General features: G+C 66.4%; 19 protein-coding genes and 1 riboswitch. Of the genes, 8 read left to right on the forward strand and 11 right to left on the reverse strand.

Going from position 1 to position 20,377, the window contains the following annotated elements; translation table 11 throughout:
• Positions 1 to 15: 15 nt before the first annotated feature.
• The 3 genes from H4V95_RS16130 (at position 16) to H4V95_RS16140 (ending at position 2,343) form a co-directional block, all read left to right on the forward strand.
• On the forward strand, positions 16 to 675 hold the full coding sequence (locus tag H4V95_RS16130; protein ID WP_196866084.1) for an amino acid ABC transporter permease: 660 nt from the start codon (positions 16 to 18) through the stop codon (positions 673 to 675).
• Complete coding sequence (locus tag H4V95_RS16135) at positions 662 to 1,456, forward strand: amino acid ABC transporter ATP-binding protein (RefSeq protein WP_281064538.1); 795 nt, start codon at positions 662 to 664, stop codon at positions 1,454 to 1,456. Before H4V95_RS16130 ends, H4V95_RS16135 begins: the two co-directional genes overlap by 14 nt.
• A 71-nt stretch (positions 1,457 to 1,527) precedes the next feature.
• Positions 1,528 to 2,343, forward strand: a complete 816-nt coding sequence (locus H4V95_RS16140) for a DUF1684 domain-containing protein (RefSeq protein ID WP_209731070.1) — start codon at positions 1,528 to 1,530, stop codon at positions 2,341 to 2,343.
• Between the two features lie 138 nt (positions 2,344 to 2,481).
• Here the strand turns inward: H4V95_RS16140 and H4V95_RS16145 are convergent, their stop codons facing one another.
• Complete coding sequence (locus H4V95_RS16145; RefSeq protein ID WP_245345750.1) at positions 2,482 to 3,540, reverse strand: LLM class flavin-dependent oxidoreductase; 1,059 nt, start codon at positions 3,538 to 3,540, stop codon at positions 2,482 to 2,484.
• A 34-nt stretch (positions 3,541 to 3,574) separates the two neighbouring features.
• Positions 3,575 to 4,414, reverse strand: coding sequence for a formate dehydrogenase accessory sulfurtransferase FdhD (fdhD, locus tag H4V95_RS16150; protein ID WP_196866030.1), 840 nt, complete (start codon positions 4,412 to 4,414; stop codon positions 3,575 to 3,577).
• A 64-nt stretch (positions 4,415 to 4,478) separates the two neighbouring features.
• Between fdhD and H4V95_RS16155 the strand changes: the two genes are divergently transcribed.
• Positions 4,479 to 6,800 (forward strand): FdhF/YdeP family oxidoreductase, encoded by a 2,322-nt coding sequence (locus H4V95_RS16155; RefSeq protein ID WP_209731071.1) that lies wholly within the window; start codon positions 4,479 to 4,481, stop codon positions 6,798 to 6,800.
• Between the two features lie 108 nt (positions 6,801 to 6,908).
• Here the strand turns inward: H4V95_RS16155 and H4V95_RS16160 are convergent, their stop codons facing one another.
• The 6 genes from H4V95_RS16160 to H4V95_RS16185 all read right to left on the reverse strand — a co-directional run bounded on the left by H4V95_RS16160 (position 6,909) and on the right by H4V95_RS16185 (position 11,976).
• Complete coding sequence (locus tag H4V95_RS16160) at positions 6,909 to 8,219, reverse strand: molybdopterin molybdotransferase MoeA (protein ID WP_209731072.1); 1,311 nt, start codon at positions 8,217 to 8,219, stop codon at positions 6,909 to 6,911.
• Complete coding sequence (locus tag H4V95_RS16165) at positions 8,216 to 8,509, reverse strand: DUF6457 domain-containing protein (RefSeq protein WP_196866033.1); 294 nt, start codon at positions 8,507 to 8,509, stop codon at positions 8,216 to 8,218. Before H4V95_RS16165 ends, H4V95_RS16160 begins: the two co-directional genes overlap by 4 nt.
• Positions 8,510 to 8,524: 15 nt before the next feature.
• Positions 8,525 to 9,178, reverse strand: coding sequence for a molybdenum cofactor guanylyltransferase (locus H4V95_RS16170; RefSeq protein ID WP_209731073.1), 654 nt, complete (start codon positions 9,176 to 9,178; stop codon positions 8,525 to 8,527).
• Entirely contained in the window at positions 9,175 to 9,675 is a 501-nt protein-coding gene (locus tag H4V95_RS16175; protein ID WP_209731074.1) for an HNH endonuclease, read from the reverse strand. Before H4V95_RS16175 ends, H4V95_RS16170 begins: the two co-directional genes overlap by 4 nt.
• Before the next feature lie 228 nt (positions 9,676 to 9,903).
• Positions 9,904 to 10,833 carry an NlpC/P60 family protein gene (locus H4V95_RS16180; protein WP_209731075.1) on the reverse strand — a complete coding sequence of 310 codons (930 nt, stop codon included), beginning with the start codon at positions 10,831 to 10,833 and terminating at the stop codon, positions 9,904 to 9,906.
• Between the two features lie 5 nt (positions 10,834 to 10,838).
• Positions 10,839 to 11,018, reverse strand: a riboswitch (cyclic di-AMP (ydaO/yuaA leader).
• Positions 11,019 to 11,268: 250 nt separating this feature from the next.
• A complete protein-coding gene (locus H4V95_RS16185) occupies positions 11,269 to 11,976 on the reverse strand; it encodes a metal-dependent transcriptional regulator (protein ID WP_209731076.1) in 708 nt (235 codons plus the stop codon).
• A gap of 248 nt (positions 11,977 to 12,224) precedes the next feature.
• Between H4V95_RS16185 and serC the strand changes: the two genes are divergently transcribed.
• Positions 12,225 to 13,355, forward strand: coding sequence for a phosphoserine transaminase (gene serC / locus H4V95_RS16190; RefSeq protein WP_196866038.1), 1,131 nt, complete (start codon positions 12,225 to 12,227; stop codon positions 13,353 to 13,355).
• A gap of 18 nt (positions 13,356 to 13,373) precedes the next feature.
• Here the strand turns inward: serC and H4V95_RS16195 are convergent, their stop codons facing one another.
• The 3 genes from H4V95_RS16195 to H4V95_RS16205 are packed head-to-tail and all read right to left on the reverse strand — an operon-like array spanning position 13,374 to position 15,707.
• Positions 13,374 to 14,651 carry an MFS transporter gene (locus H4V95_RS16195; RefSeq protein ID WP_196866039.1) on the reverse strand — a complete coding sequence of 426 codons (1,278 nt, stop codon included), beginning with the start codon at positions 14,649 to 14,651 and terminating at the stop codon, positions 13,374 to 13,376.
• A gap of 48 nt (positions 14,652 to 14,699) precedes the next feature.
• Positions 14,700 to 15,317, reverse strand: coding sequence for a DUF3027 domain-containing protein (locus tag H4V95_RS16200; protein WP_196866040.1), 618 nt, complete (start codon positions 15,315 to 15,317; stop codon positions 14,700 to 14,702).
• Between the two features lie 6 nt (positions 15,318 to 15,323).
• The gene (locus H4V95_RS16205) at positions 15,324 to 15,707 is read right to left on the reverse strand and encodes a cold-shock protein (protein ID WP_196866041.1); all 384 of its coding nucleotides are present in this window, start codon (positions 15,705 to 15,707) and stop codon (positions 15,324 to 15,326) included.
• 186 nt (positions 15,708 to 15,893) lie between these two features.
• Here H4V95_RS16205 and H4V95_RS16210 point away from each other — a divergent pair, with 186 nt between their 5' ends.
• The 3 genes from H4V95_RS16210 (at position 15,894) to H4V95_RS16220 (ending at position 20,314) form a co-directional block, all read left to right on the forward strand.
• Positions 15,894 to 16,157, forward strand: a complete 264-nt coding sequence (locus H4V95_RS16210) for a hypothetical protein (RefSeq protein WP_196866042.1) — start codon at positions 15,894 to 15,896, stop codon at positions 16,155 to 16,157.
• Positions 16,158 to 16,233: 76 nt separating this feature from the next.
• The gene (locus H4V95_RS16215; protein ID WP_209731077.1) at positions 16,234 to 18,678 is read left to right on the forward strand and encodes a helicase-associated domain-containing protein; all 2,445 of its coding nucleotides are present in this window, start codon (positions 16,234 to 16,236) and stop codon (positions 18,676 to 18,678) included.
• Positions 18,671 to 20,314, forward strand: a complete 1,644-nt coding sequence (locus tag H4V95_RS16220) for a DNA repair helicase XPB (protein WP_196866044.1) — start codon at positions 18,671 to 18,673, stop codon at positions 20,312 to 20,314. Before H4V95_RS16215 ends, H4V95_RS16220 begins: the two co-directional genes overlap by 8 nt.
• Positions 20,315 to 20,377: the final 63 nt, after the last annotated feature.

Here is a 20,377-nt window from a genome sequence, read left to right on the forward strand (position 1 = left end):
CAACGGAGGATCACCATCGACTGGGAACTGTTCTGGGATTCGCTCTGGCCCCTGGTCCTGGGCGGCCTGACCGGAACCATCCCGCTGTCCCTGGCATCGTTTGTTCTCGGTCTGCTCCTGGCGCTCCTGATTGCGCTGATGAGGCTGAGCCGGAACCGGATCGCGTCGTCAGCGGCACGGGTGTACGTGTCGATCATCAGGGGAACCCCCCTCCTGGTGCAGCTGTTCGTCATCTTCTACGGACTGCCCTCGATCGGTCTGGTGATCGATCCCTGGCCCAGCGCCATCATCGCCTTCTCGCTGAACGTGGCGGGGTATGCGGCGGAAATCATCCGGGCAGCCATCCTGTCGGTACCCAAGGGTCAGTGGGAGGCGGGGCATACCATCGGCATGTCCCGCGCACGGACACTGCGCCGCATCATCCTGCCCCAGGCGGCCCGGGTGTCCGTCCCGCCGCTCTCCAATACCTTCATCAGCCTGGTCAAGGACACCTCGCTGGCGTCCCTGATCCTGGTGACCGAGATGTTCCGGCAGGCCCAGGAAATTGCGGCGTTCAGCCAGCAGTTCATGATGCTGTATCTGGAGGCCGCACTGGTCTACTGGGTGTTCTGCTTCGTGCTCTCCAGCGGGCAGTCCTCTCTGGAGAAAAGGTTGGATCGTTATGTCGCACACTAAGCCCACCCCAGCAGCCGGCAGCCAGTCGGGCGACCTGCTGACCGTGACCGGTCTCAGCAAGGCCTTCGGCGAAAATGTCGTGCTGAAGTCCATTGACCTGGCCATCCGGCCCGGACAGGTGACAGCCCTGATCGGCCCCTCCGGCTCAGGTAAAACCACGGTGCTGCGCTGCCTGAACGGGCTCGAGACGCCCGACGGCGGAACCGTCGCGGTCGCTGGCGGACCGTCAGTGGATTTCGGCGGCAAGGTCAAGGCCCGGGACCTGTCGGAACTGCGGGACCAGAGTGCGATGGTCTTCCAGCACTACAACCTTTTCCCCCATATGACGGTCCTCGAGAATGTGATCGAAGGTCCCATTCAGGTGAAGAAGATGCGCCGCGCTGACGCCATCAGGGACGCCGAGTCGTTGCTCGCCCGGGTGGGCCTGGCGGACAAGAAGGACCAGTACCCGTTCGAGCTCTCCGGCGGCCAGCAGCAGCGGGTGGGCATCGTTCGTGCGCTGGCACTGAAACCCGCACTGCTGCTCTTCGATGAGCCCACCTCCGCGTTGGATCCCGAACTGGTGGGTGAGGTCCTGGGCGTGATCAAGGAACTCGCCGACGAACAGTGGACCATGATGATCGTCACCCATGAGCTCGCCTTCGCCCGCGAGGTCGCCGACGAGGTGGTGTTCATGGACGGCGGCGTGGTGGTGGAACGCGGACACCCCGACACGGTGCTGCGCAATCCCCGCCAGGAGCGGACCCAACGTTTCGTCCAACGACTCCTCCACCCGTTCTGACCCGCACTGCTGATAAGCCCACCACCCTTTACTGACCCAGTGCGACACGTTCTCAGCCAAGGAGACCGCCCATGACCCAGTTCACCCCCGCCCAGCCGACCAAGATCGAGCAGTGGCGCCGTTTCCGCGAGCGCCGGGACGCATCCCTCGCCGTCGGGCACGGCTGGCTGACGCTCACCTCCCTGCAGTGGTTACCGGCCGAGCCGTCGGCACTGGAACAGGTTCCCGGCCGCTGGAGTGCCAGCGTCCCGGGCACCGGGCCTGGAGCCAGGCTGACCGCCCGGGCGTCGGACGGATTGACGCTGGTGAGCACCGGCGAACCTGTCGATGGGACCATCACGCTCTCCCTGACCGACGGCGGCTCCGAGAACTGGGTGCGCTTTCAGGACACGGTGGTGGAACTCGCGGTCCGCGGCAACCGGTATGTGGTGCGCACCCGTGACAACTCGGCGCCCACCCTGACCGGGTTCGACGGCGTCCCCGCCTACGCCTATGATTCCAGCGCCGTGGTCCAGGGGTCGTACACCGCCTACCCAACGCCACAGACCGTCCCGATCCGGACGGCCCACCCCGACGTTGACGACCTGGTCCACGCGACCGGGACCGTGTCCTTCACCCTCGGCGGCAACGTCCATACGCTGCGGGCCGAGCAGCAGCCAGACGGGTCCCTGAAGGTGGCGTTCCACGACGAGACGAACGGCCACTCGACCGCCGGCTGGCGGTTCCTCGTCACCGGCCAGGTGTCACCGGGTGGCGCTGTCACCCTCGATTTCAACCGGTCGCTGAACTACCCGAGCGCCTTCACTCCCTTCGGCACCTGCCCCATGCCGGTGGAAGGTAACCGGGTGGGCGTCCCCGTGGAGGCCGGCGAGCGCATCCCCGCCTAGCGTCGTCACCCGAATGCCAGTCGCCGTCGTTCCCGTTTGACCGGATTCGGTGAGGAACCTGGACAAATCGGTCCAACATCTCGCTCACCGATGGCGAGGTTGACCCCGTCTGTCCAGGTTGCTCACCGTTACGGCGAATCACCGTAATGACGCATCAGCGCGACGGCGCCACCACGCCCAGTTCGCGGCGCACCAGGGGTAACACCTCGGTGCCGAGGAGTTCGATCGACTCCAGCACCTGCGCCTGCGGCACCGAGGACCAGTCGACCGCAGGATGTGCCGGTCGTGGCGCATCTGCGAGTGGGCCAGCACAATCTTCTCCGCCACTTCCTCGGCGTTCCCCACGAAGATCGCCCCGGATCGGGCCGCCTGCATGTTGTAGGTGACTTCGCTCGGCATTGGAAAGCCCCGCTCCGACGAAATCCGCTTCATCGTGTCCAGCCAGTGCGGCTTGAAGACGGTCTGCGCGTCTTTCCTCAACACCAGCCCGACGCCGCTCAGCCCCACCTTCAGGGTGGAGGGATCATGGCCAGCCTGGGCAGCCGTCTCGCGATAGAGCTGCGCGTGCTGGGCGAAGTTCCCCACGGCTCCCCCGAGCAAGGCAAAGATCACCGGGGTCCCCAGCCGTGCCGCCCGCACTGACGACGCGGGTGTGCCGCCGGTAGCGATCCAAATGTCCAGGTGCCCTGAGGTGGGCCGCGGCAGGATCAACGCATCATGCAACGCCGGCCGGAACTTCCCGGTCCAGGTGATGCGTTCCGAGGCGTCGAGCTGCAGCAGCAACCGGATCTTCTCCTCGTACAACTCCTCATAGTCTCCGAGTTCCGCCCCGAACAGCGGGTAGGACTCGATGAAGGACCCTCGTCCGGCAGTGAGCTCCGCCCGGCCACCGGACAGGAGGTCGAGGGTGGCAAACTGCTGGTACACCCGGACCGGGTCCTCGGTACTCAGCACGGTGACCGCCGAGCCGATGTGGATGCGGGCGGTCTGCGCCGCGGCGGCCGCGAGCACGGGCACCACCGAGGACACGGCGTAGTCGGGCCGGTGATGCTCACCGATGCCGAAGTAGTCCAGGCCCACCTGGTCGGCGAGCCGGGCGCGCTCCAACAGGTCAAGCATGCGCTGCTGCGGGGAAACCCGCTCCCCCGTCACCGGGTTCGGATGGATGTCTCCGAAGCTGTAGATACCGAGTTCCATGAGCAGGCCCCCCCTGGCTGGTAGGTCGGAGGCCCTAGGCCGCGATCCGCTGCGGGTGGGTGTAGCAGTTCAGGGAGGTGCCGCGGCTGAAGCCGACCAGCGTGATCCCGGTTTCCTCGGCCAGATCCGCTGCCAACGACGACGGCGCGCTGACCGCCGAGAGCACGGGGATTCCCGCGAGCTGCGCCTTCTGCACCAGCTCAAACGACGCGCGGCCGGACACCTGCAGGATGGTGCCCTTCAGTGGCAGCATTCCCTCGCGCAGCGCCCAGCCCACTACCTTGTCGACCGCGTTGTGTCGACCCACGTCCTCGCGAAGGCATAACAATTCGCCCTCTCGGGTAAACAGCCCCGCGGCGTGCACGCCACCGGTGCTGTCGAAGAGTTTCTGGGATTCGCGCAGGCGGTCGGGCAGGCCTGCGAGCGCTGGCAGAGCGACCTGGGCGTCGTCGTCGTGCACGTCGAAGCGTGAGGACTTCCGCACCGCATCGATGGACGCGGTCCCGCAGATTCCGCAGGAACTGGAGGTGTAGACGTGGCGTTCCATGGTGGTGTCCGGGAGGACCACGTCGGGCCGGAGCTGTGACTCGACCACGTTGAACGTCTGCTGGCCGGCGTCATCCACACCAGCGCAGTACCGCAGGCTGATCAGCTGCCCGCTCTCCCAGACGATGCCTTCGGACACCAGGAACCCTGCCACCAGGTCGAAGTCGTCCCCGGGGGTGCGCATGGTTACAGAGAAGGACTTTGATCCCAATCTGATCTCCAGGGGTTCCTCACCGGCCAGCACATCCTCGCGCCTGCTGGTGCCGTTGTCCGCTTCGCCTACACGGAATCGGGTGATCTGGCGGCGCTGACTCACGCGCTTCTTCAATTTCCACTCCTGCCATTGTCCTAGGATGAGACTAGTGGACTTCTGACACGAGGATGTGATGGCTATGGCGACTCGAGCGCCGAAAGACGGAATCAACGAAGCCGAAATTAAGGTCGGTAAGCCAAAGAGACAAGCGGTAGGTCTTCCTGCTGTCCTCAACTCCCTGAAAATTTCGCTGGATCAGATGGGTCCAGTGCGCAGCGCGCAGACGCTGCTGGCAGTCAACCAGGTCAAGGGCTTCGACTGCATGGGCTGTGCGTGGCCCGAGGGCGACAAACGACACACGGCTGAATTCTGCGAAAACGGCGCGAAGGCTGTCGCTGAAGAGGCGACCCGCCGGATCGTGACGCCATCGTTCTTCGAGGAGCACTCGGTCGCCGAACTCAATGAGCGCGACGAGTATTGGCTCGGCCAGCAGGGCCGCATCACCCACCCGATGCTCCTGGACGAGGGCGGCACGCATTACCGCCCGGTCACCTGGGACATGGCGTACGACATCATCGTCGAGGAACTGGCAGCGCTCGACAGCCCGGACGAGGCAGTGTTCTACACCTCGGGGCGAACCTCCAACGAGGCAGCGTTCCTGTACCAGCTGATGGTCCGCGGGATCGGCACCAACAACCTGCCGGACTGTTCCAACATGTGCCATGAATCCTCCGGCTCGGCGCTGACCCAGACCATCGGGATCGGCAAGGGTACTGTCTCCCTGGAGGACGTCGACAAGGCGCCGCTGATCCTCGTGGCCGGCCAGAACCCGGGCACCAACCACCCCCGCATGCTGACGTCGCTGGAAAAGGCGAAGAAGAACGGCGGCCAGATCGTCGCCATCAACCCGCTCCCCGAGGCCGGGCTGCTGCGGTTCGAGAACCCGCAGAAGATCTCCGGCATCCTCGGCACCAAGTTCGGCGGCGGCACCCAGCTCGCGGACGACTTCCTGCAGATCCGCCTCGGCGGGGACCAGGCCCTCTTCCAGGGCCTCGGCAAGTATCTGCTGGAGCAGGAAGAGAAGACCGGTCTGGTCTTCGACCACGAGTTCATCAAGGCCCACACCACCGGCCTGGAGGAGTACCTGCAGGAGCTGCGGGACGTCTCCTGGGACGAGATCGTCGAGGCCAGTGGTATCCCGAAGTCGCAGATCACATCGGTGGGCGACCGGATGATCGCTTCCCCCGGCACCGTCGTCTGCTGGGCGATGGGCCTGACCCAGCATAAGCACTCGGTGAAGACCCTGCGCGACGTCGTCAACGTGCTGCTGCTGCAGGGCAACATTGGCAAGCCGGGCGCGGGCGTTTGCCCTGTCCGCGGGCACTCGAACGTGCAGGGTGACCGGACCATGGGGATCTTCGAGCGGATGCCTGACGGCTTCCACGACGCCCTCGATTCCCACTTCAGCTTCGCCTCCCCCCGGAAGCACGGCTTCGACACCGTCGCAGCCATCCGGGCCATGCGCGACGGCGGCGCGAAGGTCTTCATGGCGATGGGCGGCAACTTTGTGCGCGCTACCCCGGACTCCGACGTCACCGACAAGGCGTTGCGCAGCACCCGACTCACGGTGCAGGTGTCCACCAAGATGAACCGCTCGCACCTGATCACCGGTCGCCGTGCCCTGATCCTGCCGGCCCTGGGCCGGACGGACAAGGACACCCAGGCCAGCGGCGACCAGCGGGTCACTGTCGAGGATTCCATGAGCGCCGTGCACGCCTCCCGTGGACGGCTTCGGCCCCCGGGACCGGATGTGCGATCGGAGATCGCGATCGTGTGCGAGCTCAGTGACCGGCTATTCGCCCGGCCGCAAAGCCCGTTCCGCGACAACGCCCCCCAGATCGACTGGGTAGCGGCGCAGGCCGACTACTCGGTGGTCCGCAACCACATTGAGGCTGTCATTCCGGGCTTCGAGAACTACAACACCCGGATTGACACCGGTGGGTTTGTGCTCCCAAACGGCCCCCGCGATGGCCGGAAGTTCACCACTCCCTCCGGTAAGGCGGTCTTCACGGGAAACGCGCTCGAGTACCCGAAGATCCCCGAGGGACGGTTGCTGCTGCAGACCCTGCGGTCGCACGACCAGTACAACACCACCATCTATGGCAAGGACGACCGCTACCGCGGTATCCATGGCGGACGACGCGTGGTGATGGTTCATGCGGATGATCTGGCGGCTGCAGGCATTGCCGACGGCGAGATCGTGAACCTGGTGTCGCAGTTCTCCGACGGGGTGGAGCGCCGGGCGGAAAACTTCCGTGCGGTCACCTATCAGACGCCCCGGGGTTGCGCCGCCGCGTACTACCCGGAGACCAATGTCCTAGTGCCACTGGATTCCACTGCCGATGTCAGTGGAACGCCGACATCCAAATCTGTGATCATCAGACTGGAAAAAATCGCGTAACCCGTTCACCCCGTAAACACCAGACGCCCCCGTTCCGAGGAACGGGGGCGTCTGGTGTTTACGGCGTGTTTCGCTACCGAAGCAGGAGTAGGACCTGGCAGAGGTACGTCAGCTGATCCAGGGCAGGCGCAGCGCTTTGAGGCGGTCCCCGGCGACGCAGCCCTCGGCTGGCACCACCATCACCCCGCCGGCCGAGGCCAGCCCACGGAGCATCCCCGAGCGCTGATGCGTTGCGGCGACGGCCCGACCATCCTGCAGTTTGTAGGGCACGAGCCGGCTGCGGCCGGGGAGCTCGTCGAAGTCCTCCCCCACGGTGGTCTCCTCGGTCTCGGGGAACGGTGCGCCCCGCAGCCCGGCGAGGAGGGGACCAACCACGGTGAACATGGCCATCATGGCCGCCAGCGGGTTGCCGGGAAGACCCACCAGGAACCGACCATCCTGCAGCCGCGCCAGCAGGGTCGGGTGACCAGGGCGCATCGCGATGCCATCAATGATGAACTCCGCCTCAAGGGTCTCCAGTGCGCGCCGGATGTGGTCGGCCGAGGAACTGCCGGTCCCACCGGTGGTGATCAGCACATCGCCGGAGGCCCGGGCGAGGGAGAGCTCGTCGAGGGCCTCAGCGCTGATGGCGGCGACGACGTCGTCGAGATCGTCCTTGGCCCGGCCGGAGGTGTCCACGTGTCCACCCATCAGCTGCACCAGCCCAGGCAGTTGCGGGCCGAAGGTGTCGCGCACCTGTCCCGGTTCGGGGAGGCCCGCTTCGATCACCTCATCGCCGGTGAGGAGGAGGGAGACGCGGGGGGCACGCAGCACGGGAAGGTTATCGTACCCACAGACTGCTGCCAGGGCGATCTGGGCGGGGTTGAGCGTCACATTCGCCGGAATGGTCACGCTGCCCTCGGGCGCTTCCTCACCTGCCGGGCGGATGTGCTCCTGGGGTCGGGGCTCGTCGGGCCGGGCGGAATCATTGCGGTCCAGAACGTCCCCGCGCACCATCCCGTGCTCGGTGCGAAGGATTCCGGTCGCGCCGTCGGGAACCACACCGCCCGTGAGGATGAAGGTCGCTTCTCCGGGCGCCAAGGGACCTGCCCCGGAGTCCCGGTGCGGGGCGGGGCGCTGCCACGGGTGTTCTTCCTTGGGTGCGTGACTGACCAGTTGCCAGGGTGGGGCACCGTTGACCGCCCAGCCGTCCATCGCTGAGGAGGCGTAGTGCGGGATGGCCTGCAGCGCGGTGACCGGTTCAGCCAGTGTCTGGCCGAGCGCCTCGGACAGGGGAACCGTCTGGTGTGCCAGCGGACTGCCGGCGTGGAAAGCGGCCCGTCGTGCCTGCTCCCAGTCGAGGTTATGGCCACCCGGCGCCGCAACCAGGGGGGTCTCGGCCTGGTTCGCAGCGGTTTCCGTCGTCGGTGATTCGCTCACGGGGCGTCCGTCGCTGCAGGGCTTGCCTCTTGGGGCGGGCATTGACGCCGGGCCGCCTCGATGGCCGACTCCATGGCCACCGCCTCGGTGGCCTGCTGGCTGGCCACCGCGAGGCCGGCCGCGTAGCCAGCGATGAAGGTGGTCAGGGGTGCTGCGGGGCGCACGATCGAATGGGCTGCATCCCCGGCGAGGGAGAGAATGGCATCGATGTCGATGGTTGTCCCCTCCAGTTCGAAGGCCTCGATAAGTTGGGCGCTCCACTCCTGGAGGATCTGATCCTGCTTTTTCATCGCTGCTCCTGCGGTCTAGGTCGGTGTGGCTGAGACACCGAGGGTTTGGGCGTCGGCCCAGGTGTCGACGTCGGCGGTGCTTCCCGGCGGAACGTCGATTGCTCTCCATTGCACCCTAGCAAGGAGTGCCTTCATCGATAGATTCTGGGCGCCGCCGCTCCGGTGGACCGCCGCCACCGCGTCACGGAGGGAATCCATTCGGTACAGCGCGGCCAGCGGCTGGTCCCGCCCGCCGTCGCGGGCCATGTACGAAGAATCGGCGTCGCCGGCCGCGGCCGCCAGCAGGGCAGGAATGGCCTGGTCGACCCGGGGCATGTCGCAGGCCATGACCAGAAGCCACGGTGCGTCGTCGTCACCCAAATGGTCGACGGCGGCAGCCAGTGCGGCGGCGGGCCCACCAAAGGGCGGCGACTCTCGGACAAACTCACGGAGCAGCTGTCCGTCGGCGGGCGTTGTGGTTGCGCCGTCCGAGCCAAGTCCACCGGCCAGCGAATGTTCCTCGGGTCCCACTACCACCACCCGGCGCGCGTCTGCTACGGCGAGACAGGTGAGGTCGAGCAAGCTCCGCCCATCGCGTTCCAGGCGGGCCTTCGGTGTGCCTCCCAGGCGGGACGAGCGCCCCCCAGACAGCACAACGGCGTTGAAGACAACGGGTGACTGAGCACTCAAGCGGCGGTCTCCGAGCGGAGGAAAGCGCTCCACTGTGGGGCAGGCTTCTCAATCTCGCGAAGCTGCCAGGGGTTCCCGCGGGGCGGCTGCGGGGTCATCCGGAGCTGCCAGCCGAGCGAGGCGAGGGTTTTGTCGCCCTTGTCGTTGTTGCACCGCAGACAGCAGGCCACCAGGTTCTCCCAGCTCGAGTCCCCGCCGCGGGACCGGGGGAAGACGTGGTCGATGGTGGCGGCGGCTTTGCCGCAATAGGCGCACAGGTGGTTGTCACGCCGCAGGACACCCCGCCGGGTAGCAACAAGGGTGTGCCGGTAGGGAATTTTCACGTACCGGTTCAGCAGGATGACCGAGGGCCGACCGAGGATTTCGTTGGGTCCGATCACCGGTTCCTCCCCCTCCGCGACGATACTTGCCTTGCCCGCGAGCACAAGGACCAGCGCCCGGCGGAAGGTCACTACCGCCAGTGGCTCATATCCAGCATTCAGAACGAGAGTGCGCATGCACATTCCTCTTTGCCGAGAATTGCCCGCGTCCCTGTGGTCCGGGGAAACAGGACTACAACTGACTTATTTTATGTAAGGGTAGTTCGGCTGGCACCCGGTTTGCCAATTCTCACCGCTGGTGGCCGCCCGTGTCGTGCGTGTCGTACCTCTGGAGTGACGGCCCCAGACGCAGAAAGGACCCGGGGATCGAAATCCTCCGGGTCCTTTCTGGTGGTTCGTGGTGGGTTAGCCGCCGACGCGGATGTAGACCGGGCCGGAACCGAGATCGGCGGGGGCGACTACCGTCTGGTTGCCGTTGAATCCACCGTGGACGGCCTTGCCGCCGCCGATGTAGACGGCGATGTGGGCAACGCCGGCGCCACCGTCTGCGTAGTAGATGAGGTCGCCGGGGATGGCCTCGCCGCCGCTGACCGTGCGGCCCAGGGAAAGGTATCCGGCTGGCCAGCCGTGGAAGTTGATGCCTGCGGCTGCAAGGGCGTTGCTCACAAGGCGGGTGCAGTCCTGGGTGACACCGAGCTGGCCCTGGGCTGCGGCAGCAATGGTGGCGGCCACGCCTGAGGATACGGCGGGGGTCTTCTTGGCGGCTGGAGCCTTGGGAGCCGGTGCGGCTGGGGCTGGGGCTGGGGCTGCTGGAGCGACTGCGACTGCGGCTGCCGGAGCTGCCGGAACGACTGCGGCAGGGGCTGCCGGCGCGACTGGTTCTGCTGCGACCGCTGGGGCTACAGTTACCGGCTCGGAGACAGTGGGCTCCGCGGCGACGGGCTCTGCTGCCGGTGCCTCGACGGGGGCTTCCTCGATCTCGGCAACCGTTTCGGACTGAACCTTGACTGCCGGGGCTTCGACTACCTCGGGGGCGGCCACAGCTTTAACCGGTGTGCGGTTGAAGGCGATCTTGGCGTCTGCCGGAGCTTCGACAACTGCCGGTGCCGCCTGGATTTCCAGAGTGGAGGCGATGGTGGCGCGCTCGTTAGCCTGAGGGGAGAGATCAGCGGCGTTGGCTGATACTCCGCCGGTCAGTACCAGACCGGTTGCGGCAGCGAGGACTGCGGCCTGACGACCTACCGAACCAGCGTTGGAGGACACGGCATCTGAGATGGCGGTCAAGGGGTTGGTGCGGACGGCACGGTGGCGGCCCAGAGCAGAGTTGTATGACACGTTCGATTGCCTCTCCCAATTGCCTGCGAGGTGAGCTGTCGGATTCGGATGGGAGTCACCCGGCCGCGCGGTTCCTTTTCGGAATGGCACGACTTAACCCCAGGATTTCTTGCGAAACCCACTAATGTGGTTCCCCCGCCTCTGCCATGCGAATTGTGCGAACGGATCTCGGGCAGTGGCAGAGCTAGGCGATCTGCTCGAGAGTGACCAACCTAGAAGAATTGGGCACGAGATCGACGGTACATCAGATCAGACCTAATGTCACATTCCGGTCACGGAATGGTATGGAGATGGTTACGGCCATCACATCGGTCCTTCACAGCTACTGGCTTCGAGATGATTAGGTGCACGCGAAAGATACTCGTTTGTTACCCCAAAGGTGGGCAACTTGTCCGGACCATTCACGGTTCAGTGCCACGCGGCTGCCGCTCGGCGCTAGCCGGCGGCTGGGGAGACTGACACGAACACGTGGGCTGCCACCTCGGGTGGGAGCTCCAGCGCACCCTCGATGCCGTCCACGCGGACCGAGACGTAGTCCCCGACGGACTGCACAGAGATGGCAGTTCCGGGACGCAATCCACCCTCGTCCAGTTGGGAAAGCAGCTCCGGGTCCACCTGGATGGGTTCCGCAAGCCGGACCAGGGTAATCACAGATCCGGCCGGGGAAGTGCCGATCACCGATGAAAGGCTGCGCACCCCCACGGAGAACCCTTCGGCGGGCGGGCCGCCCAACGCTTCCAGCCCGGGGATGGGGTTGCCGTAGGGGGACTCGGTCGGCTTGCCGAGCAGCTCGTAGAGGCGTTGCTCAACCCGTTCGCTCATGACGTGCTCCCAGCGGCAGGCTTCCTCGTGGACGTAGGCCCAGTCGAGGCCGATCACATCCGACAGCAGCCGTTCAGCAAGGCGGTGCTTCCGCATTACACCGATCGCGCGGCGCCGTCCCAGGTCAGTGAATTCGAGGTGACGGTCGCCGGACACCACCACCAGTCCGTCGCGCTCCATCCGTCCGATGGTCTGCGAGACGGTGGGGCCTGAATGGCGGAGGCGTTCAGCGATCCGGGCGCGGAGGGCAACAATGTTCTCCTCCTCCAGTTCCAGGATGGTCCGCAGATACATCTCAGTGGTATCGATGAGGTCCGTCATGCGGTTCAGCTCCTAGGCACTGGTGCGGGATGGAACAGCGGGCGGCTTTCGCGGTGCAAGCGCGGCGCCTGATGCCAGCGCCGAACACAAGTTCTACGCCTCCCAAGGTTAACCCATTTCCTGCTGGCCACGGCAATTGGCTGCCCTACGAGGGGCGCGGCGTAGGGCTGTTCATAATTGCGGGGGCTAGGCCGCCGTGCGGCAGAATGTATCCCGACGACGTCCCGCGCCAACCGCTTGGAGAGACCATGAGCATTTCCCCGGACCAAAAGATCCCCGCGGGGCTCCTCCCCGCCGACGGGCGCTTTGGTGCTGGCCCGTCGAAGGTTCGCGACGCCCAGTTGGAGGCGTTGACGCAGGCTGGCCGAACGCTGCTGGGAACCTCCCACCGTCAGGCACCGGTGCGGAACCTTGTCGGTTCCGTCCGCGAGGGCCTCAGCCAGTTGTTTTCTGCGCCGGCCGGCTATGAAGTGGTCCTGGGCGTCGGCGGGTCGACCGCTTTCTGGGACGTAGCGTCCTTCGGGCTGGTGCAGGACAAGGCCCAGCATCTGTCGTTCGGGGAATTCGGTTCCAAGTTCGCGTCCGCGACCAACCGGGCGCCCTTCCTGCAGGCGTCCTCGGTCATCACCTCCCCTCCCGGGACGCGCCCCACCCCCGAGGCTGAGGGGGGCGTCGACGTCTACGCCTGGCCGCAGAACGAAACCTCCACCGGCGTTGCCGCGCCGGTCCACCGGGTGGACGGCGCCGCACCCGACGCGCTGGTCCTCATTGACGCCACCTCGGCGGCCGGTGGCCTCGATGTCGACGTCAGCGCCTCCGATGTCTACTACTTTGCCCCGCAGAAAAACTTCGCGTCCGACGGCGGACTCTGGCTGGGCCTGTTTTCCCCCGCCGCGCTGGAACGCGCTGAGCGAATCGCCGCCACGGACCGTTGGATTCCCGACTTCCTGAGCCTCAAGACCGCCATCGACAATTCGCTGCTGAACCAGACCTACAACACTCCCGCCCTGGCCACCCTGGTCACGCTGAACGCCCAGGTCGAATGGTTGAACCAGAGCGGCGGGCTGGGGTTCGCTGCCGCCCGCACGGCCGACTCGGCGGGCAGGATCTATGAGTGGGCTGAGGCGTCCGACGTCGCCACCCCCTTCGTGGCCCGCCCGGAGGACCGCTCCAACGTCATTACGACCATCGACTTCGACGAATCCATCGACGCCGCACTGGTGGCGAAGGTGCTGCGCGCCAACGGAATTGTCGACGTCGAGCCCTACCGGAAGCTGGGCCGCAACCAACTGCGTATCGCGACGTTCGTCTCGATTGAGCCGGACGACGTGTCGGCGCTGCTGGCGTGCATCGACTTCGTGATCGGGCAGGCTTCGTAACCGGGAGGAACCGTCCTGTCAGGGGTCGGTGGCCGGCTTCCCGAAGTCGGTCTCAATCCGGAACCGTCGCCGCGGGGCGGATTCGTACCGCAGCCTGAGGTGGTGGGCGCGCCAGGCCCAGATCATCCCGGCCATTGCCGCGATAATACCTGCGGCTGCGGCGACGGCGAGGCTCCAGCGTGGCCCGAACGCGTTGGAGACCAGACCGACGATCGGTGCACCAATTGGGGTGCCACCCAGGAAAATAGCGAAGTACAGCGCCATCACCCGACCCCTCATCACCTGCTCGGTGGTGGTCTGGACATAGGCGTTGGCACTGGTCATCAGGGTGAGGGCGAACAGGCCAACCAGGACCAGCGTGATCCCGAAGAGCCAGACGGTGGGGGCCAACGCGGCGGCCCCGCACGCCACCCCGAAGGCGGCCGCCGCGCCGTAGATGTACCTCAGGCGCGGCTTGCTGCGCCGGGCGGAGAGCAGTGCGCCGGCCACCGATCCGACGGCCATCACCGATGACAGCACACCAAACACGCCGGCGCCGCTGTTGAACTCGGTGCGGGCCATCGCCGCGATGTAGATTGCGAAATTCAGCCCGAAGGTCCCGACGATGAAGATCGCGAGCATCACCATCATCAGGTCCGGGCGGTTGCGCACATAGCGGAAACCCTCACGGATCCGGCCCTTGCCGGGCGGTGATTTCTCCAGGACCCGCAGCTCGGAGCGCCTGATGGTCATGAGGACGAAGATCATGGCGCCGAAGGTCAGAGCGTTGATCATGAAGACCCAGCCGGCGCCGACCGCCACCGTCAGCAGTCCCGCCACCGCCGGGCCAACCATCCGGGCACCGTTGAAGGATGCACTGTTCAGGGCCACCGCGTTGGGCAGGTAGTCGTCCCGGACCAGTTCGGAGACGAAGGTCTGGCGAGCCGGGGCATCAACGGCCGAGACGAAACCAAGCGCCAGGGCAAACGCGTACACGTGCCACAGCTCGGCGACCCCGAGGATCACCATCAGACCCAGACCGACCCCGAGTGCAGCCATTGAGAGCTGCGTGAGGATCAGCAGTTTGCGCCGGTCGACGGAGTCGGCGATCAATCCGGCCCAGGGTGCGATGAATAGCTGGGGGCCCAGTTGGAGGGCCATCACGATGCCCATGGCCGCAGCGTCCTGGTCGGTGAGGATGTCGTACACCAGCCAGTCCTGGGCGGTGCGCTGCATCCAGGTCCCGATATTGGAGACCAGCGCGCCGATGAACCAGACCCGGTAGTTGTGGATATGCAGCGAACGGAACATCCCCATCAGGTGACTTCCGCTCGGCGCACTCCACGTCTACCGTGAGTCAACTGGTTATTCGCCTCCGGGTGCCGCGTCGGAGGGTGCTGCGTCGGAGGGTGTTTCGTCGGAGGAGGGTGTTTCGCCGCTGGCAGGCTTTTCCCTGGCGGATACTTCCCGGGAGTTGGGCCCACTGGACGAGGCGTCGGTGGACGAATCTTCGCCGGCGGAACTTTCACCGGGAGTGTCTTCGCCAGCGGTGTCTTGTCCAGCGGAGTCTTCGGGGCGCACCCGTTCGGCCCAAGGAACCCAGGGTGGGGAGAGGAGAGAGGTTTCCGACGGCAGGAGTCCCACCTCGGAAATGGTCGGTTCCTTGCCGCGGGGCACCCGCGCCAGGGTGGCGAACCAGTGCCAGCCGCCGTAGCCGGGCAGGTGTGCGACGAAACGGTGGGTGACCACCCGTTCGGCGTCGGGATAGGAACCCACGTGGTCGCCGACCTGCCCGGGTTCGGCTACCTGCAGCACGCCGTTCCGTGCGAACTCCACGGCGTCGGCCAGCACCGAGTCGGGTTTCGACGGTTTGCGCGGTGCCCTGCGCTTTGGCGGGACGGCGGCGGTCCCGGCAACACCGGGGTCAGCGTCGGGGGACGCGCTGGCGTCCGGGTGGGCGACAATCTCAAGGTCGGAGTCCATGGAGGTCTACGCGTCCAGGTCGTCGGCAACGGCGCGCAGCACCGCTGCCACCTTGCCGGCGTGCGACTTGTCCGGGTATCGGCCGCGGCGCAGCCCGTTGGAGACGTCGTCGAGCAGCCTGATGAGGTCTTCGGTAATGACTGCCATGTCATCGGCGCTCTTGCGGGACGCCTTCGCCACTGATGGCGGCGCCTCAAGGATGCGCGCGGACAGGGCCTGCAGCCCCTTGCGGCCGTCGGCGACGCCGAACTCCAGCTTGGTGCCCACCTTCACCTCGGTCACACCGGCCGGCAGCGCCGAGGCATGGAGGAAGACCTCCTGGCCGTCGTCGGTAGCCAGGAAACCAAAACCCTTTTCAGCGTCAAACCACTTGACCTTGCCAATAGGCACGTCGTTACCTCGTTCTTTAGGTTCTGCGTCGGACGCTGCGATTACCGTGCCGATCCCCTGGTAAGGATTCGGTGCCTAAGGTTCTGCGGCGGGTCAGCGTCTCGTCGGGAAAGTCTCTATCCTCCAGAATATCCCCTACACCGGGGTGCTCTGTGAAGGGGACACACTGTGTACGCTGTTAGCGTTATGTCAAATACTTCCCCCAGCCCCACCCCTGACCACGGTTCCCGCGAACCCGCACCGGGTAAGCCCCGACTGGTGCTGATGGTGGCAGCAGTGCTGCTGGCCGCTGTCGGCCTTCTCTGCCTGACGGCTGTGCTGGTCACCGCCTTCCTGCAGGGCGAAGTCTGGCCGGGCTTCATGGCCGGGGCCTACTTCTTTCTTCCGATCGCTTTCGTCCTCATGATGGGCCTGGTGATTTCGGGCGTCCGGGCCCGACGGCGGCTCTAGCCCTTTCAGCCGGCCCCTCGACCGTCAGCCCTTCGAGGGAGGGCCCGCCGCAGGTAGACGGGGTAACGTTGTCATAATGTCCGCTATCCGCGATTTGGCCTCCGATTTGGCTGCACGGAGCGACGCCCAGCTCCGTGACCTTCTCGCAGCGCGCCCGGATCTGATCCTTCCCTCGGTGCCCGACTTCGCGGCGCTTGCTGCCAGGGCATCCACCCGGGTCAGCGTCCAGCGGGCACTGGAAAACCTCACCGAACCCGAACTCGACGTTCTGACGGTCGTGCAGCTGACCACCCACGGCGACATCGGGCAGAGCACCACCGCCGCCTGGTTGCGCACGGAAATCAGCGGGGCCACGGTGAAGGTGCTGGACGGCCTGCTCGCCCACCTGCATGCTCTCGCCCTGGTCCGCCGAACCCCGGCACCCGCAGACGCCTCCGATGCGGACCGGAACCGCCGGTTCTACCTGCCGGTGCAATCGCTCGGCGAGGCGCTGGGCCCCTACCCCGCCGGGCTCGGTCGCGAGCTGCAGCAGCTGGCCCGGCTCCTGCCCAGTTACGCCCAGCGGCTTCCGGCCGCCGTCGAGCTGCTGCGAGGCCTGGGCCTCGAGATTCCCGCCGCCGGCACCACCGACGACGCCGCGGCGGTCGTGCAGCGCGCAGTATCCTCCCCCGCCAGCTGGGAAGCCCTCCTGGCGACGGCACCTGAGCGGACCGACGAACTCCTCGGCAGGCTTAGCACCTCGGCGGTGGGCACCTCACCGGCCGCCACCGGCGACGATTCCTCGCCTATCCAATGGTTGATCCGGCACGGGCTGCTGGCCCGGCTGGATGCGAGCCACGTGGAACTGCCGCGCGTGGTGGGCCATGCAGCGCGCGGGCATGTGATCGTCGGGCGCCTTCGGCCTGACCCGCCGAGCCCGGATCTGGGTGCCATTCGCACCAGCCTGCGGGACAACGCGGCGCACGGCGCCGTCGCCGAGACACTCCGCTTGGTCACCGAGCTGGTGGCCGTCGTCGACGAGCATCCCATCACCACCCTGCGGTCTGGCGGAGTGGGGGTCAGGGAGATCCGGCGCGTCGCCGATGCCCTGCGGGTGGACACTGACCAGACCTCCTGGCTGGTGGAGCTCGGCGCCATTGCGGGTCTGTTGAGCCTCGACGTAGACACCTCCCGTTGGCGGGTCGAACCGAAGATGCCCTGGCTCACCCAGGACCGGGTGGAGCAATGGCAGCTGCTGGTGGCAGCGTGGCAGGACGCGCAGCGGGCACCGGCCCTCGTCGGATCCCAGCTGACCGCCGGCACCACCATCAACGCACTGGCCGCCGAGGCGGGCCGGCCGGATGCACCCCACATCAGGTCCCGGATGCTGACCGTGCTGTCGGCGCTGAGCACCGCTGCCGGGAGTGAGCCCGGCGCCAGTGGGCGGGCGCCGGTCCTCACCGAGAGCGCGGTGGTCGAGCGGCTCACCTGGAGCCAGCCCCGATTGCAGCGGCGCTTTGCCCGCCTCGTCCCGGGCATGATGGCCGAGGCAACACGGCTGGGCCTCCTCGGATCCGGCGCGCTCACCGAACTGGGTGCACTGACCGCGGAGGGGAGGCTCGACGACGCCGCCGCCGTCCTGCGCTCGGCCCTTCCCGCGCCGTTGCGGCACTTCATGCTCCAGGCCGACCTGACCGCCGTCGCCCCCGGCTACCTGGAACCGGAGGTCACAGCCGAGCTGGCGCTCCTCTCGACCCCCGAGGGGCAGGGGCCGGCCAGCATCTACCGGTTCTCGGCTGACTCCCTGCGGCGGGCCTTCGACGCCGGACAGGACGCCTCGTCCATTCTGGTGTTCCTGGCCCGACACTCGGCCACTGACGTCCCCCAGCCGCTGAAGTATCTGGTGGATGACACCGCGTCCAGGTACGGCAGGCTTCGAGTGGGGCGGGCCCACAGCTACGTCCGTAGCGACGACGACGCCGCACTGTCGGCGCTCCTCATCGACCCGAGGGCGGCCGCCCTGGGCCTGGTGCAGCTCGCGCCCACGGTGGTCGTGTCGCAGGCATCCGGCCCCGAACTCGCGGCGGTCCTCCGCGACCTCGGTTACGCTCCCGCACTCGAGGGGGCACCCCTGCAGCCCTCAGCCGGGCGGTCCACCTCGGCGGGCGGCTCGGGGTCGCCGTCGTCGTCGCGGGTGACCCTGAACCCGTGGACGCTCTCCACAGAGGACATCGCGCAACAGATCGAGGTGCTGCGCGGTGCCGGCACTTCGCCGGCCAGCGGGATGACCACTGCCGAGAGCGATACCCTGCTGGGGCTGGAAACCCTCCGCAAGGCCATCCGGCTGCGCAGCCCGGTACGGCTCGGCTTTGCCGACAGCCAGGGGAATTCCACCCGCCAGATCCTTGTTCCACTATCGGTGTCCGGCGGCAGGGTGCGGGTCATCGACCCGGACAACGAGGTGGAGAAAGTTGTCTCGATCCATCGGATCATGGACGTTGAATTATTGACACTCGATGAAGGGGCAGCAACCGATGCCTGACGGTCCACTGATTGTCCAGAGCGACAAAACCATCCTGCTTGAGGTGGACCACGAACAGTCCACCGAGGCGCGGCATGCGATTGCTGCCTTCGCCGAGCTGGAGCGTGCCCCGGAACATGTCCACAGCTACCGGCTGACGCCGTTGGGTCTGTGGAACGCGCGGGCAGCCGGCCTGGATGCCGAACACGTGCTCGACACCCTCCTGAAGTACTCCCGGTTCCCGGTGCCGCACGCCTTGCTCGTCGACATCGAGGAGACCATGTCGCGGTACGGCCGGCTGCGGCTGGAGAAGGACGACCAGCACGGGCTGGTCCTACGCACCAACGACTACCCGGTGCTTGAAGAGGTGCTGCATGCCAAGAAGATCCAGCCCCTGCTGGGCCCGCGGATTGACGGCGAGACCGTGGTGGTGCACTCCTCCCAGCGCGGGCAGCTCAAACAGCTGCTTCTGAAGCTGGGCTGGCCAGCCGAGGATTTCGCCGGCTACGTGGACGGCACCCCCCACCCCATCGCCCTGCTGGAAGACGGTTGGACGCTGCGCCCGTACCAGAAGCTGGCGATGGAGAACTTCTGGGCGGGCGGCTCCGGCGTCGTCGTCCTGCCCTGCGGTGCGGGGAAAACGCTGGTGGGCGCGGCGGCGATGGCCACCTCCCAGACCACTACCCTGATCCTGGTGACCAATACGGTATCCGCCCGGCAATGGAAGGATGAGCTGCTGAAGCGCACCTCCCTCACCGAGGACGAGATCGGAGAGTATTCGGGTGCCGTCAAGGAGATCCGTCCGGTCACCATCGCCACCTACCAGGTGCTCACCCTCCGTCGCGGCGGCCTGTACCCGCATCTGGAACTGCTCGATGCCAACGACTGGGGTCTGATCGTCTACGACGAGGTGCATCTGCTGCCCGCCCCCATCTTCCGGATGACCGCCGACCTGCAGGCGCGGCGCCGGCTTGGCCTGACCGCCACCCTGGTGCGCGAGGACGGCAGGGAAGGCGAAGTGTTCTCGCTGATCGGACCCAAACGCTATGACGCGCCGTGGAAGGACATCGAGGCGCAGGGGTACATTGCCCCCGCGGACTGCGTCGAGGTGCGGGTGGACCTGCCACGGGACGAACGGGTGGCCTACGCGATGGCCGAGGACGGCGACAAGTACCGTCTCTGTGCGACGTCGGAAACCAAGACCGGCGTCGTCGAAAAGCTCGTCGCAGCTCATCAGGGCGAGCAGCTGCTGGTGATCGGGCAGTACATCGACCAGCTGGATGAGCTCGGTGAGCGTCTGAATGCACCGGTCATCAAGGGCGACACCTCGGTGAAGGAACGGCAGCGACTCTTCGGTGAATTCCGGAACGGGGAAATCCACACGCTGGTGGTCTCCAAGGTTGCGAACTTCTCCATTGACCTACCCGAGGCGTCGGTTGCCATTCAGGTGTCAGGGTCGTTTGGTTCCCGCCAGGAGGAGGCCCAGCGGCTGGGGCGCCTGTTGCGTCCCAAGGCCGACGGCCGGGCGGCCCGGTTCTACACGGTGGTGGCACGCGACACGATCGACCAGGATTTTGCGGCCAAGCGCCAGCGTTTCCTGGCCGAGCAGGGCTACGCGTACCGGATCATGGATGCGACCGATATTCCTCAGGGCTGACATACGGGAAGCTCCCACTCACCATCCAGAGAACTCTCAGAGTCTGGGAGGATACTTGGAACT

Source organism: Arthrobacter sp. CAN_C5, assembly GCF_017875735.1.
GTDB lineage: Bacteria > Actinomycetota > Actinomycetes > Actinomycetales > Micrococcaceae > Arthrobacter_D.

Coding starts and splice junctions, on each gene's coding strand:
- H4V95_RS16210 (WP_196866042.1), top strand. CDS start 15,894: ATGTCAAATACTTCCCCCAGCCCCACCCCTGACCACGGTTCCCGCGAA.
- H4V95_RS16200 (WP_196866040.1), bottom strand. CDS start 15,317: ATGGACTCCGACCTTGAGATTGTCGCCCACCCGGACGCCAGCGCGTCC.
- serC (WP_196866038.1), top strand. CDS start 12,225: ATGAGCATTTCCCCGGACCAAAAGATCCCCGCGGGGCTCCTCCCCGCC.
- H4V95_RS16155 (WP_209731071.1), top strand. CDS start 4,479: ATGGCGACTCGAGCGCCGAAAGACGGAATCAACGAAGCCGAAATTAAG.
- H4V95_RS16185 (WP_209731076.1), bottom strand. CDS start 11,976: ATGACGGACCTCATCGATACCACTGAGATGTATCTGCGGACCATCCTG.
- H4V95_RS16175 (WP_209731074.1), bottom strand. CDS start 9,675: ATGCGCACTCTCGTTCTGAATGCTGGATATGAGCCACTGGCGGTAGTG.
- H4V95_RS16165 (WP_196866033.1), bottom strand. CDS start 8,509: ATGAAAAAGCAGGATCAGATCCTCCAGGAGTGGAGCGCCCAACTTATC.
- H4V95_RS16140 (WP_209731070.1), top strand. CDS start 1,528: ATGACCCAGTTCACCCCCGCCCAGCCGACCAAGATCGAGCAGTGGCGC.
- H4V95_RS16145 (WP_245345750.1), bottom strand. CDS start 3,540: ATGGAACTCGGTATCTACAGCTTCGGAGACATCCATCCGAACCCGGTG.
- H4V95_RS16215 (WP_209731077.1), top strand. CDS start 16,234: ATGTCCGCTATCCGCGATTTGGCCTCCGATTTGGCTGCACGGAGCGAC.
- H4V95_RS16195 (WP_196866039.1), bottom strand. CDS start 14,651: ATGGGGATGTTCCGTTCGCTGCATATCCACAACTACCGGGTCTGGTTC.
- H4V95_RS16135 (WP_281064538.1), top strand. CDS start 662: ATGTCGCACACTAAGCCCACCCCAGCAGCCGGCAGCCAGTCGGGCGAC.
- H4V95_RS16220 (WP_196866044.1), top strand. CDS start 18,671: ATGCCTGACGGTCCACTGATTGTCCAGAGCGACAAAACCATCCTGCTT.